Source organism: Planococcus sp. 107-1 (genome assembly GCF_021513255.1).
Classification (GTDB): domain Bacteria; phylum Bacillota; class Bacilli; order Bacillales_A; family Planococcaceae; genus Planococcus.
Genome location: NZ_CP090977.1, coordinates 935,097 through 947,940, shown reverse-complemented (window position 1 = coordinate 947,940; position 12,844 = coordinate 935,097). Strand labels below are relative to the sequence as shown.

The 12,844-nt window shown below is 45.1% G+C and carries 12 protein-coding genes, 1 pseudogene and 1 riboswitch; of the genes and pseudogenes, 4 read left to right on the top strand and 9 right to left on the bottom strand.

Going from position 1 to position 12,844, the window contains the following annotated elements; translation table 11 throughout:
* The first annotated feature begins 83 nt into the window (after positions 1-83).
* On the top strand, positions 84-650 hold the full coding sequence (locus tag L0M13_RS04990) for a beta-class carbonic anhydrase (RefSeq protein WP_235198595.1): 567 nt from the start codon (positions 84-86) through the stop codon (positions 648-650).
* A gap of 7 nt (positions 651-657) precedes the next feature.
* Here the strand turns inward: L0M13_RS04990 and L0M13_RS04985 are convergent, their stop codons facing one another.
* The 3 genes and pseudogenes from L0M13_RS04985 to L0M13_RS04975 form a co-directional block, all read right to left on the bottom strand.
* On the bottom strand, positions 658-1,146 hold the full coding sequence (locus L0M13_RS04985) for a DinB family protein (RefSeq protein WP_235198594.1): 489 nt from the start codon (positions 1,144-1,146) through the stop codon (positions 658-660).
* An 86-nt stretch (positions 1,147-1,232) separates the two neighbouring features.
* Positions 1,233-1,781 carry a GNAT family N-acetyltransferase gene (locus L0M13_RS04980; RefSeq protein ID WP_235198593.1) on the bottom strand — a complete coding sequence of 183 codons (549 nt, stop codon included), beginning with the start codon at positions 1,779-1,781 and terminating at the stop codon, positions 1,233-1,235.
* Between the two features lies 1 nt (position 1,782).
* Positions 1,783-3,583 (bottom strand): annotated as a pseudogene (locus L0M13_RS04975) (M3 family oligoendopeptidase).
* Between the two features lie 215 nt (positions 3,584-3,798).
* Here L0M13_RS04975 and L0M13_RS04970 point away from each other — a divergent pair.
* Positions 3,799-4,518 carry a TspO/MBR family protein gene (locus L0M13_RS04970; RefSeq protein WP_235198592.1) on the top strand — a complete coding sequence of 240 codons (720 nt, stop codon included), beginning with the start codon at positions 3,799-3,801 and terminating at the stop codon, positions 4,516-4,518.
* 22 nt (positions 4,519-4,540) lie between these two features.
* On the opposite strand, the gene map is transcribed toward L0M13_RS04970, so the two are convergent.
* Entirely contained in the window at positions 4,541-5,290 is a 750-nt protein-coding gene (gene map, locus L0M13_RS04965) for a type I methionyl aminopeptidase (protein ID WP_235198591.1), read from the bottom strand.
* A gap of 325 nt (positions 5,291-5,615) precedes the next feature.
* Positions 5,616-6,194 (bottom strand): energy-coupled thiamine transporter ThiT, encoded by a 579-nt coding sequence (gene thiT / locus L0M13_RS04960; protein ID WP_235198590.1) that lies wholly within the window; start codon positions 6,192-6,194, stop codon positions 5,616-5,618.
* Positions 6,195-6,287: 93 nt separating this feature from the next.
* A riboswitch (TPP riboswitch) is annotated at positions 6,288-6,387 on the bottom strand.
* A gap of 147 nt (positions 6,388-6,534) precedes the next feature.
* On the opposite strand from thiT, the gene L0M13_RS04955 reads away from it, so the two are divergent.
* Together L0M13_RS04955 and L0M13_RS18320 are read left to right on the top strand one after the other, a co-directional pair.
* On the top strand, positions 6,535-7,608 hold the full coding sequence (locus tag L0M13_RS04955; RefSeq protein ID WP_235199266.1) for a M20 family metallopeptidase: 1,074 nt from the start codon (positions 6,535-6,537) through the stop codon (positions 7,606-7,608).
* Positions 7,609-7,675: 67 nt separating this feature from the next.
* Positions 7,676-7,807 carry a hypothetical protein gene (locus tag L0M13_RS18320; RefSeq protein WP_260107733.1) on the top strand — a complete coding sequence of 44 codons (132 nt, stop codon included), beginning with the start codon at positions 7,676-7,678 and terminating at the stop codon, positions 7,805-7,807.
* A gap of 45 nt (positions 7,808-7,852) precedes the next feature.
* Here the strand turns inward: L0M13_RS18320 and L0M13_RS04950 are convergent, their stop codons facing one another.
* From L0M13_RS04950 to L0M13_RS04935, 4 genes are all read right to left on the bottom strand, one after another.
* Positions 7,853-8,767, bottom strand: a complete 915-nt coding sequence (locus L0M13_RS04950; RefSeq protein ID WP_235198589.1) for an SGNH/GDSL hydrolase family protein — start codon at positions 8,765-8,767, stop codon at positions 7,853-7,855.
* A 12-nt stretch (positions 8,768-8,779) separates the two neighbouring features.
* On the bottom strand, positions 8,780-10,009 hold the full coding sequence (locus tag L0M13_RS04945; RefSeq protein ID WP_235198588.1) for an aminopeptidase: 1,230 nt from the start codon (positions 10,007-10,009) through the stop codon (positions 8,780-8,782).
* Positions 10,009-11,166 carry a DEAD/DEAH box helicase gene (locus L0M13_RS04940; RefSeq protein WP_235198587.1) on the bottom strand — a complete coding sequence of 386 codons (1,158 nt, stop codon included), beginning with the start codon at positions 11,164-11,166 and terminating at the stop codon, positions 10,009-10,011. The genes L0M13_RS04945 and L0M13_RS04940 overlap by 1 nt, the downstream gene beginning before the upstream one ends.
* 130 nt (positions 11,167-11,296) lie before the next feature.
* On the bottom strand, positions 11,297-12,766 hold the full coding sequence (locus L0M13_RS04935) for a DHA2 family efflux MFS transporter permease subunit (protein WP_235198586.1): 1,470 nt from the start codon (positions 12,764-12,766) through the stop codon (positions 11,297-11,299).
* Positions 12,767-12,844: the final 78 nt, after the last annotated feature.

Genomic DNA, 12,844 nt, shown 5'->3' with positions numbered 1-12,844 from the left:
TTTTTTGAATATTGAAGGTTTACAGTCGTGTTATCGGAAAATTTGTTTTAAAATAAAGGAAGTAACTTTAAGGAGGATTCACTATGTCGATGTTGGAAGATATCTTAGCTTATAACGATGAGTTTGTGAAAGAGAAGAAATACGAGCAATACATAACGACGAAGTTTCCAGACAAGAAAGTAGTCATCTTGACGTGTATGGATACCTGCCTTATTGAAATGCTGCCGAAAGCGATGAATTTAAAAAACGGCGACGTTAAAATTGTGAAAAGTGCCGGTGCGGTGATCAATCATCCGTTTGGCGGCATAATGCGCAGTTTGATCGTAGCTGTTTATGAACTGAAAGCAGACGAAATTTATATTATCGGCCATCATGATTGCGGAATGTCAGCAATCGATCCTCAATCCATTCTATCCAAAATGGAAGCAAGAGGAATTGAACGCAAAACCATTGAAATGATGCAATATTCCGGGGTCGACTTGGAAGGATGGCTTCGCGGCTTTGAAGACGTAACAGAAAGCGTTACACATAGTGTTCAGATGGTGAGAAACCATCCGTTGCTTGATAGCAAGGTTCCTGTACACGGCCTTGTAATAGATCCTACAACCGGCAAACTCGATGTTGTGGTTGATGGAAATGAAAACCGCTGAGACTTTCTCAGCGGTTTTTGTTTTGCTTTTTGTAATAGAGATAATCCAATGGAATGCCCGCTTTGCCAAACTGGCGAAGAAAAGAAGTGATTTGCCCTCGATGATAGGAAGCATGATTGATGACCGTAAAGAGCATTTCTTCTCTCGTATTGTGAAATTCATCGCCGCGCAAGTTTTTAAAGAAAAGCATTTCCTGCCATTGTTCTTCTCCAAGAGATGCGAAATACAATTCCATTTCAGCATGCAAGAGCATAAACGCCTCAATCGCTTTTTCCGTCGTTGAGACCTCGTAACGTTCAAATGCCGGACTTTCTATGCCATTCATCCGCAACAGCCATAGTTTTTCCACACCAATCACATGCTCTACGGTTTTTTCGATCGACTCAAAAGAGTTATCGCCAATTTTGGTATAGAGGTCCTCCCCTATTGACTGGACATGCCGAAGACATGCCAAAGTCGCCCATTGATGATAAGAAAACAAATCTTTTCTATCCATCTCTCCTCTTCCTTTCACTGATGCCGTTATTCTGAAAACCATCGGACAACATCTTTCCACCATCTTTTATAGGCGGCCTTGCCCTTTCAAAATTCGCTTTCAAGCAAAGCAAATTGGTAATGGTCTTCCCAGACACCGTTGATGTACAAGAATTCGCGCAATAAGCCTTCATTCAGGAAGCCGGTCTTTTGCAGAACTCGGATTGATCCCATATTCCTCGGCGACACATATGCCTCGATCCGGTGCAGCCGCAATTGCTCGAAGCCGAACGTATTGACCAGCCGAACCGCTTCTGTCGCAATGCCTTTGCCGATATAAGCCTCATCGATTGAATAGCCGACCAACGCACTGAGGAACGGCAAACGTTTGATGCTGTACATGGAGATGTGGCCGATCATTTTATCCGTTCCGTGTTCAAAAATTCCAAAACTGTATTCCCGATTTTCACGTGCCTGGTAAATCGATTCCCGTATTTTTTCACGCTGCACCAATGCCGTAAAATAACTGTCTTGATGGCGCGGTTCATAGATGGCCCAGTAATCACGGTTTCGCACTAATAATTGGACCATCTCTTCCGCATCATCTACAGTAAGCGTCCGAAGGTAGCAAGTCTTTCCGTTGAATAATAGATTCATATCATTCGATAGAAGATGTTAGCGCATTAAACTCTTCTGCATCTTTCACACAAAGGACGATGCCTTTTTCCCAGAAGGCTTCTTTTGTGATATCTTCCCCTAGATGCTTAAGCGCCAAATCTTCGGCTGTCATAATAGCGGTATCTCTCAACAATGCCATATACTTGCCTTCGAAATCGGCGCCTTCTTCCAATGCCTTTGCGTAGATGCTCAGCGAGAACAAATAGCCGAAAGTGTACGGGAAATTGTAAAATGGTACATCCGTAATATAGAAATGCAGTTTTGACGCCCAGAAATGCGGGTGCGTTGATTTCAATCCGCCTGCAAATCCTTCAGTTTGCGCCTGTTCCATCAACTCGTTCAGACGGGCTGCTGGCACGACTCCATTTTTGCGTTCTTCATAAAAACGGGTTTCAAATAAGAAGCGTGAATGAATATTCATAAAGAACGCGACACTTCGCTGTACTTTATCTTCTAATAAAGCAATTTTCTCTTCCTTCGATTGGGCATTTTTTACAGCTGCATCTGCGACAATCATTTCAGCGAAAGTCGAAGCTGTTTCTGCTACGTTCATCGCATAGGAACGGTTAAGTCCATGGACTGGGTGCATCGCGTACGAATGGAAAGCATGGCCCAATTCATGTGCTAAAGTGGCCACGTTCGACATGGACCCGCTTATACGTCATGAAGATCCGGGATTCTTCTGCCATCGGCAATTCAGTGCAGAAACCGCCCGGTCGTTTGTTCGGACGGTCTTCCGCCTCAATCCAGCCCTTTTCAAATGCTTGAAGTGCAAATTTTTGCAGCTCCGGACCGAACTTGCCGAAATGCTCCAATATGAAATCAGCGCCTTCTTGGTAGGTAAATTGCTGCGTGCTTTCCGTTACAGGCGCATCCACATCGTACCAATCCAAGCCATCTTTCCCGAGAATTTCTGCTTTTTGATTTAAATATGCTACAAATGGCTGTTTATTCTTGCTGATTGCGCCCCACATCGCATCCAATGTTTCCTGTTTCATCCGGTTCATATGCAAAGGCTCTTGCAAGACATTGTCCCAACCACGCTTTTTATACACTTCCAAACGGAATCCCGCAATCGAGTTTAAGGTCTTGGCGAAAAAGTCCTCTTTATCTGTCCAAGCTTCTTCTAACTTCTCATAAGATTCTTTCCGAATTTCAGCATCTTTATGGGAGCTCAAGTTATTGGCTTGTCCGACAGACATCGTCTTTTCTTCGCCATCAATGGTCATTTTGATTTTAATTTCGCCCACTAACATATCATAGAGCTGGCTCCAGCCATGATAGCCATCCATACTGAGGGCTGTGATCAAATTCTCCTCTTTTTCGGAAAGCTGCATTTTCGCTTCTTCCCGCCATTCGTTCAAGAAGAAACTGAATTCTTTCAATAAATCGTGCGAAAGCAATTCTTTCCATACCGCATCATCCGTTTTCGTCAAATCCTGTTGGATTTTCTGGAGAGAAGCATCAAAACGCGCATGCAGCGAAGAAGATTCACTTTGCAGAATTGCCGCTTTCTTATCTTCCGTATTTTGTGCCATCAAACAACCGATGAATGAACCCGATTGGCTGAGATGCTGCATCAATGCATTTACTTCTTCTAAAAGGTTTGCCACCATTTCAGCATCGCCGCTTGATGTCGGCGCTTTAAAACGCTGAGCTGTTTTTTCAAATTCATTTAACTTTGGTGTTGCCTCGTCCATATGTAACCGCAATTCTTTTGAATCGCTGCCCCCCTGGAACAACACATCCAAATCCCATACTTCCGGAAATTTAACCGTCATTGTTTTACCCCCTGGTAAACTTAATTTTCTAAAAACACTTATAAGTATACCATTTCCTGCAAAATGTCGGAACAACTCGAACTTTCGAGTGGAGGGCTTTTTGAAGAAACTCTCACACGATATTCACAAACCTTCCTTTTTATGAATATTCTTGGAAGTGATGTTTGTTGAAGCGCTTCCTGACAGGTATACTAAAATATGAGGAGGGATCTCTTATGGCTAGGATACTGCTGATGACAATCGCATATATCGGCATCATCGTAATAAATTCACTAGCGAATATTTTGCCGCTTAATGGACAGACCACTGGTGAGATTTCCAATCGTCTTCCGGTTCTCTTTACTCCAGCTGGCTATGTATTTTCAATTTGGTCCGTTATTTACATATTATTGGCTATCTGGATTGTCGGGTTTTGGCTCCGTTATAAAAAAGGAGAAGTCCCGTCACTCAAAATCACGTTATTCTTCACCTTAAGCGCTGTATTTAATATTGCCTGGCTGTACCTATGGCATTATGAGTTTTTTGCTTGGTCCGTTTTAGCGATCTTTGCCTACTTGGTTTCCTTGATCGCCTTGTATTTGCAATACAGCAATTCTGAGCGCAAACTGACAGAACGCCTCCCGATTTCTATTAATATGGGGTGGCTCAGCGTCGCCGCGATTGCCAACACGAGCTTTGTTTTAACTTCTTACAACTGGAGCGGCTGGGGATTAAGCGATCAGTTATGGACAGTCATCATGCTTACGGTAGCAACTGCGTTAGCACTTCATATTCGCTTCCATCATTCTGACATTCCGTACGCGCTCGTTTTCGTTTGGGCATTTATCGGCATTGCCGTGAAACATGGAACCAACGAACTGCTGGTCACAACCGCTTCCTTATTTTTAAGCGGCGTTATCTTAACAGGCATTTTGCTCATCAAAAAAAGATCCTGAGAGACAGGATCTTTTTTTTGCGTTAATTTAGTTTTGTCAGCAAGATCGGTTCCCCTTTAGTGACAAGGACCGTATGCTCAATCTGTGCGACCAACGATTGGTCAGGTGTAATGAATGTCCAGCCGTCGCCAGATTCCACAATATGCTCTGCTTTTTGGGAAATGAATGGCTCAACAGCCAAAACCATGCCTTCTTTTAAGATCGTCGTTTCCCACGCATCATAATAATTCAAGACATGCTGCGGTGCTTCGTGCAATGATTTTCCAATGCCATGCCCTGTCAAATTCTTGATGACGAAAAGGCCTTGCTGCTTCGCTTCACGCTCTACCGCTTTCCCGATTTGGTTCAGCTTTGCGCCTGCTTTGACTTTGCTCATTGCCCGGTCAAATGCAGATTCTGCTACTTGGCATAATTTTTCTTTTTCCGGATGGCCTTCGCCAACCACAAAAGAAATGCCCGTATCTGCAAAATAGCCTTCATAAGAACCCGAAACATCAATATTCACGATGTCGCCATCATTGATAACGCGTTTGCCTGGCATGCCATGGGCCACTTCTTCATTTACGCTGATGCATGTAAAGCCCGGGAAATCATATTCCGCTTTCGGGCCGGACACGCCGCCAAGTTCCTTGAACATTTTGCCGCCCAATTCATCTAATTCTTTTGTCGTAACGCCTGGTTTCGTCGCTGCTTTCATCGCTTCGCGAATCTCAGCTACCATGCGCCCCGCTTTCTTCAGCATTTCGATATCTTTTTCATTCGTTGCAATCATTTAATACCCTTCTTTCAAATTGTCTACTGAAAATTATAGCATACGAAAAGCGCAAGCGCCCGTTTAGTGCCAACAAGCGCTGGAAGCTTTTCCGGTCATGGCGTTCTTGGCCATGGCGGGAAAAGTTGAAGCGACCTCGAGGCACTGGGCACTGAAGACCGAACAATACGAAAAGCGCAAACGCCCATTTCGAGAGGATAAGCTAAAAGCGCGACATCGTGTCGCAACGCTTACATGACCGCATCCTGCGGGCCTCCGACAACGAAAACAGCCGCTGGAGAAATTTTGCCTCCAGCGGCTGTTCTTTTTTATCCTTTTAACTATTTCATTGGACTTCCGCATCCACCAGTTTCGGTGCAGCGGTGAAAAGTGCTGAGCAAACTGCAGCGGCCAATAAGAACACGGGAATCATATACGTGGCATTGTAGACAGCCGAATAAACAAACACATTCCCTTCAGCAAACATTCCGAAGAATAATACACCCGTGACTACATGCATCAGATAGCGCAAGAGAGAAGCAATCAATACGCCGATTACTACAGCGGCAATCATGCCGCCTGATTTTCCTTGCTGATGGGCTTTCAAATAATTACCGCGCAGAAGCCCTGCAAAACCGACTACTCCGTAAGCCACCAGGTAATCTAAAATCACTTGCATCACGACAAAACCGAATGACAAAGGCGTAACAGAAATGACGCCGGTTACTATTTGCAGCAGCCCGACTAACAGCCCTGTTAAAATTCCAGCTGCCATGCCTCTTCTAAACGCCATCAATACAATAGGGATCATGACCAAGCTGACTGATCCGCCTTGCGGCATTTTAAAAGCGACAAAATCCAGCACGTACCCGAGTGCTCCGAATATCGCAATTTCCACCATTAACAAAACACGTAAATTTCTCATGACTTCCTCCTTGTGTTGTGCACATCACCAGAAGGGCCGCAGAAAAAAACCATAAAAAGCGGCGCCAGGACAGATCCTGACGCCGCATAAAGGGCAGGTTTCTATCCACATCCCTGCGCAAGCGTTAACTTACAGGTTCGAAGGGTAAGAACAAAAGTGTTCACTCTCAGCAAAAGCTCCCCTTGTGGTGTATACAATAACTATTCTTTCAACTTTCATTGTACACAAGGTCGAAAGTGAAAGCAATTCGTTTTAAGCGCTGTTCTTAGGGTACACTTTTAATGATGAATCATTTTGAAGGGTGGTGAAAGCAGCAAGAATCCATTTTGCTGCTCAGGACATGATCGATTTACTAAAGGATTTGATTAAAATCAAAAGCGATGACCAAGAAGGTGCCAATGAAGCATTAGTATTTTGTGCCAATTGGTTGAAAGAAAAAGGGGAAACCGTCACAGTCCACGAAAACAACGGCTTCATGATGCTTACCGCAATCAAGGGCTCTGGCGATGAGACTTTGATATGGAATGGCCATGTGGATGTCGTACCTGGCCACAATGAACAATTTACGCCGTTTGAAGAACTTGGACGTTTATACGGCCGCGGAGCCGCTGATATGAAAGCAGGCGTAGCGGCGATGATGCAGGCATTTGTCGAACTCGATGCTGCATCCTTGGAGAAAACGGTTCAACTACATATTGTCACTGACGAAGAAATTGGCGGCCGCAACACATCGAAATGGTTGGTTGATCAAGGCTACCATGGCGATTTCGTCATTTGCGGTGAACCGACCGGCTTAAAAGTCGGGCTTCAATCTAAAGGCATCTTACGAATGGATTTGACCTTTAAAGGAAAGCCGGCGCACGGCAGCCGTCCATGGGAAGGTGTCAACGCCATCGAGTCTGCGATGAAATACCATATGGCTATGGGCGAATTGCCTTTCCGAAAAGAATCTACTGAATACTACGAGCAGCCTTCCGTCAACTTGCCGATCATCAACGCTGGCGACCGCTATAATGTGGTTCCGGAAATTTGCCAGATGTCTTATGATATCCGCTTTATGCCGGGCCAAGACAAAGAAGAAATCATCCGGCAGATGGCTGATCTCGCTGATACGTTAAACGTGGATATGGAGTATAAAGCAAGCGGCTCTACACCAGCTTTAACGACCACTCAAGCAAATCCTTATATCCAAACTTTACAGCAGGCGATTAAAACGGTGACAGATCAGGAAGCGATCCTGTTCGGCCAGCACGGGGCTGCGGATACCCGCTACTATGCGGCGGTTACCGGAGGTGAAGGCGCGATTGAATTTGGTCCGAGCGGCGATGATTGGCACGGCAATGCCGAATATGTTTTAATTTCCAGCGTCCATGAATACAAAGATATTCTCTTAGCCCATGCCTTAACAAAATGAAAGAGGTTTGCGTTTCACGAAATAAGGGAAATCATTTACTAGCGAATCTATGATGGGAGCGATGAATATGGGAATCGGACGTATCGTGAAGACGGCAATTAAAATTGCACCTATTGCCTATCCAATTATTAAAAAAGTAATGAACAGCAGAAAAGCTGGAAATACGACACCTTATAAGACACCAAACTCCAAACGATAAAAAGAAAGCCGCAGCGATTAGAATCGCTGCGGCTTTGCTTTTGGATCAAATATAAGGAAGGGCTTCACGCAAAGCTAAATAATCCACATCCATGTCTTCAGACGGACGCATAGCGGATGTATTTTCAAGCGCGGACTCTTCTGCTTCTTGTGCGCCATCTTGTTCCTGCGCTTGAAGGATTTGTTCAAAGCTTAACGGATTCGGTGCAGGCAGTTCGTTTTTTTCAACTTTCCACCCTTTTTGGTAACGATCTAAAAAAGCATTGGCCATCGCTTGATAACCTGTGAAATTCGGATGAACATCTGCAGGGTTCGGCACTTTATCGGTTGGCGATGCGCCAAAAGCGGCGTCAACCGAAATAAACTGGGCGCCTGCTTTCGCAGCAGATTGTTTTAAAATCGCATTCAAGCGGTCCAATTGCTTGCCAGTGCCTTCTTTTTGCGAATCCCGGACATGCGGATAAGCAAAATAATAGCCCATGACATAGACATCCGCTTTCGGAGCTCTTGTTTTCAATTCGGCTAAAATAGATTCCATGTTCTGCCGCGCTTGGTTCAATGCAAAGTCCGCCTGGATTTGCTGGAAAGTCAGCGACCCCTCTGTTGGGTTTACTTGCACTAAGCGCAGTAAGTCATTTGCCCCGGCAGATAATGTGATGACATTGGCCGAAGCCAATACTTCTTTTGCTTCCGGAGACTTGATTCTTTCCAAAACATCTTCTGTTGTAAATCCCGGAAATGCCAGGTCTTTTGTGAATAAAGCAACCGGCTGATGGCGAGCGAGCTCCCCGGCAATCATGTCGGCATACCCCGCATCAATTTGGGAATTGGGTGTTTGCCCGGCAGCCAAGGAATCCCCCAACGCCACATAGACCGCTGGTATTTTAATAGCTGCTTGTGCTTGCACCGAAGAACCGAAAAACATCAAAATCAGCATCAACGCAATTCCTATTTTCTTCAATTTGCTCACCTCTTAAAATGCCCAGTTTCCATTCCGGAAAACCGGTTCGCTTGAACCATCTTCATGAATTCCGTCAATCGACATTTCGCCGCTGCCGATCATGAAGTCTTCGTGGACAATCGATGTATTTAATCCGATCGATTCCAATTGCGTACGTTCCAAATCACGCGCTCCTTCGTAGCAAGTCGGATACGAATCGCCGATTGCCAAATGGTTCGAAGCATTTTCATCGAACAAAGTATTATAGAAAAGAATATTGGCGTCTGAAATCGGTGATTCATGCGGCACTAATGCCACTTCCCCTAAATAAGCTGCCCCTTCATCCGACTGGATCATCTCGTCCAACAGTTCTTGGCCGACACCAGCTACTGCTTTTACAATTTTCCCTTTTTCAAAAGTCAGCGTGAAATCATCAATGATATTCCCTTGGTATACAAGCGGTTTTGTATTGCGGACAAAACCTTCCACCCCGTATTTAGTCGGGACTGTATAGACTTCTTCAGTCGGCATATTGGCGATGAACGAATTGCCTTGCGGCGTTTTCGCTGCACCTGTCAGCCATAAATGCTTTTCTGGAAGTGAAATCGTCAAATCCGTGCCTGGTGCTGTGTAATGCAATTTCGCGAAACGTTTTTCATTCAATTGTGCAGCACGGGTTTCTAAATGTTCTACATGGCCTGTCCATTTTTGGACGGCATCGCCTTCGCCAATGCGCACTGTTTTAAAGATGGCATCCCAAAGAGCTTCAATTTGCTGATCGCCTTCAAGATTCGGAAATACTTTTTCAGCCCATTTCTTTGAAGGAATGGCAATGATTGACCATGCAATTTTATCCGATCCGACAGCCTGGCGGTAATTCTCAAGCGCCTTGCCTGCTGATTTCTGTGAATCCGACAACCGTTTTGTTGGAATCCCGGTCAATAAATCCGGATCTTCTGCATCAATCCATAAGAACGAACCGCCGGTTTTAATGATTTCATCCCGCTGGACGACTGACCATTCCGGATATTCGTTAAACGCTTCGTCCGGCGCCAATTCGTAATGGTCGCGCGTGTGGACAGGATCAGCGTAATTGACGTGGACGCGTTTAGCTCCAGCTTCATACGCCTTTTTAACAACTAAGCGAGTAAACTCGACCGTATCCGTCGTTGTATTGATCAAAATGATTTGCCCTTTTTGAACGTTTAAACCGACATGGACTGTCAGTTCTGCGTATTGTTCCATTTTCTCTTGAAAAGTCATTATTTTTTCCCCTTTTCAGAAATTGTTTTGCTGTTGCCTGCTACCAATTGACCGCCATGAAGAATTTTTTGGACCGGTTTTGACGGCAATTCCTTGGTGAATTTCTTGTAATGCCGTTCATCTGCATAAGCGAGCAGCGTCAAGACTTCACCATCTGCACCTGCACGGCCTGTCCGGCCTGAACGGTGCATGTATTGTTCAACCGATTGCGGCACATCGACATGGATAACATGCGTTACGGCGTCAATATCCAAACCTCTTGCCGCCACTTCCGTTGCGATCAAAATGGAAACTTCTCCTTTGCGGAACGAATCCAGCGCTTTTTTCCGTTGGTCTTTGTTCATTTCAGAATGCAAAGTCACAATTTTAGCATCGCGGAATTTCAATTTATTTTCTTTCATCAGCAATTGATCCAAGTTATTGACGAAAGCTAGGCCTTTCATTCCTTCAATATGCGAAATTCTGCGTAGCAGATCCGTTTTATCGCGTTCGTCCACTTTGATGAATGAATGAGTGACTTTCCCTTGCATCGGCATGTCTTCCGCTGTAACGCGAAGGCGTGTCGGGTGGTTCATCAAACGGTCGGCCACTAATTCGACTTCTTCCGTAATCGTCGCTGAAACCAATACAAGTTGGCGGTCGTGCTGTGTTTTTTCAATCAAGTCCTTCATCAAGTTGCGATGTTCGCGTGCCATCAACTGGTCGCCTTCATCCAGCACCAATATCCGGATTTCATGCATTTTCAGTTTTTTTGTTTTCACCAATTCGCTCAAACGGCCCGGAGTTCCGACGACAATTGCCGGTTTTTTCTTGAGCTTTTCCAGCTGCCGCTGCATGTTCGCACCGCCGATTAATTGGGTGACGGTGACGTCCGTCCCTTCAGTCCATTCGCGCAATACGTTGACGATTTGCATCGACAACTCTTGGGATGGGGCGACAATCATCGCCTGGATCGATTTTTTCTCCGGATTGATGCGTTGTAAAATCGGCAGTACGTAAGCCAAAGTTTTTCCGGAACCTGTCGGAGACTCGGCTACGATGTCATTGCCCGCAAGCATTTCAGGAATCATCTGCTCTTGTATCGGCATTGCTTGTTCAAATCCTGCATTTTTCCATTTTTCTTGCCAAATTGGATCCAGTTCGTTTATAAAATTCATCTCTTATTCCACCTTCTTTTCGATGCTAATAGTGTACCATATTTGGCGCCCTAGCTGGACATTTTGAAGAACGCTCGCGAGTGTTTCATAGCCATTAAAAAAGCCAGCCCATTTTTCAGGCTGGCAAAGATTATTCGGTTACTTGCTTTTGCTTGTAGACAATTTCTTTTTCCGCTTCCGTTGCTGGGCGCGTCGGCTTTTTAATAAACAAGGCCAACAGCAATGCCACTAATGCAATGAATGTGGAAACAAAGAAGGAGAAGTTGATGCCTTCAAGCATCGCCATATTCAAAATTTCTTCCGGCGGCGTCCCGCTTAAAGCTAAATCTTTTGCTGCGGATTCTGTGCGCGCATTCATAATGGAGATCAAGAATGCAGAACCGACAGCTCCAGCGACTTGCTGCAGCGTATTGTTGATTGCTGTACCGTGCGGATACGATTTCATCGGCAAAGTATTCAAACCGTTTGTCATAACCGGCATCATGACCATTGAAATCCCGAACATCCGCAGCGTATAGATGAGCATGATATTCACAAAGCTGGAGTCGATGCTCAGCTGACTGAACATATAAGTCGTCAAAACGACAATCAACAGACCAGGAACAGCAAGGACTTTTGCGCCGAAACGATCAAATAATCGGCCCGTTACCGGCGACATGATGCCCATGACTAAAGCACCCGGCAACATCAGCAAGCCGGAATTGATCGGAGAGATCCCTTTGATGCTTTGGATGTAGATTGGCATCAAAATCATCGCCGAGAACATCGACATCGATACCACGACGGAAATCGCTGAAGACAAGGCAAACATCGGATATTTGTATATGCGGATTTGCAATAAAGGTTCATCCAATTTCAATTGGCGGAATATGAAAATGACTAACGATACAATCCCTACGGCAATCGTCGTCATGACGACTGGATCGGTCCAGCCAAGCGTTCCGGCAGAACTGAATCCGTAAAGAATGCCGCCGAAGCCTAATGTAGAAAGAATCAAGGATCCGGTGTCAAGCGAGATATTGCGGTCTTGGAACGTCAAGTTCTTCAGTTTAAAGATACCTAATGCGAGTGGAATGACTGCCACAGGTAAGACGATCCAGAACAATACGCGCCATGAATAATGTTCAACGATAAATCCGGAAAGTGTTGGCCCGATAGCCGGAGCTACGACCATAACAAGCCCAAAGACACCCATCGCCTGTCCGCGCTTTTCAACTGGAAACGCTGCAAGCATAACGTTCATCAATAACGGCATCATCAAGGCTGCACCTGACGCTTGGATCATGCGCCCTATTAAAAGGATGCTAAATGCTGGTGCTATTGCTGCCAATAAAGTACCTGCTGCAAATAACGACATCGCTACGATGAAAATCGAGCGGTTTGAATAGCGTTGGATCAAATAAGCACTGGCAGGGATTAAAATCCCGTTGACCAGCATATAAGCGGTCACGAGCCATTGCGCGGTCGAAGCATCGATTTCAAAATCTGCCATGATCGACGGCAAAGCTACGTTCAATAAAGTCTGGTTAAAAATTGCCACAAATGCTCCGGTAAAGAGGATGGCAATAATGCCATAAGGCGGTTTTTTCTGTTCTTTCATTCTTTTATTCCTCCGTAATTTCTTGCGTGATTATAGTTCTTTATTTCTCCATTGCACCATTCTATACCGCTCGTCCAA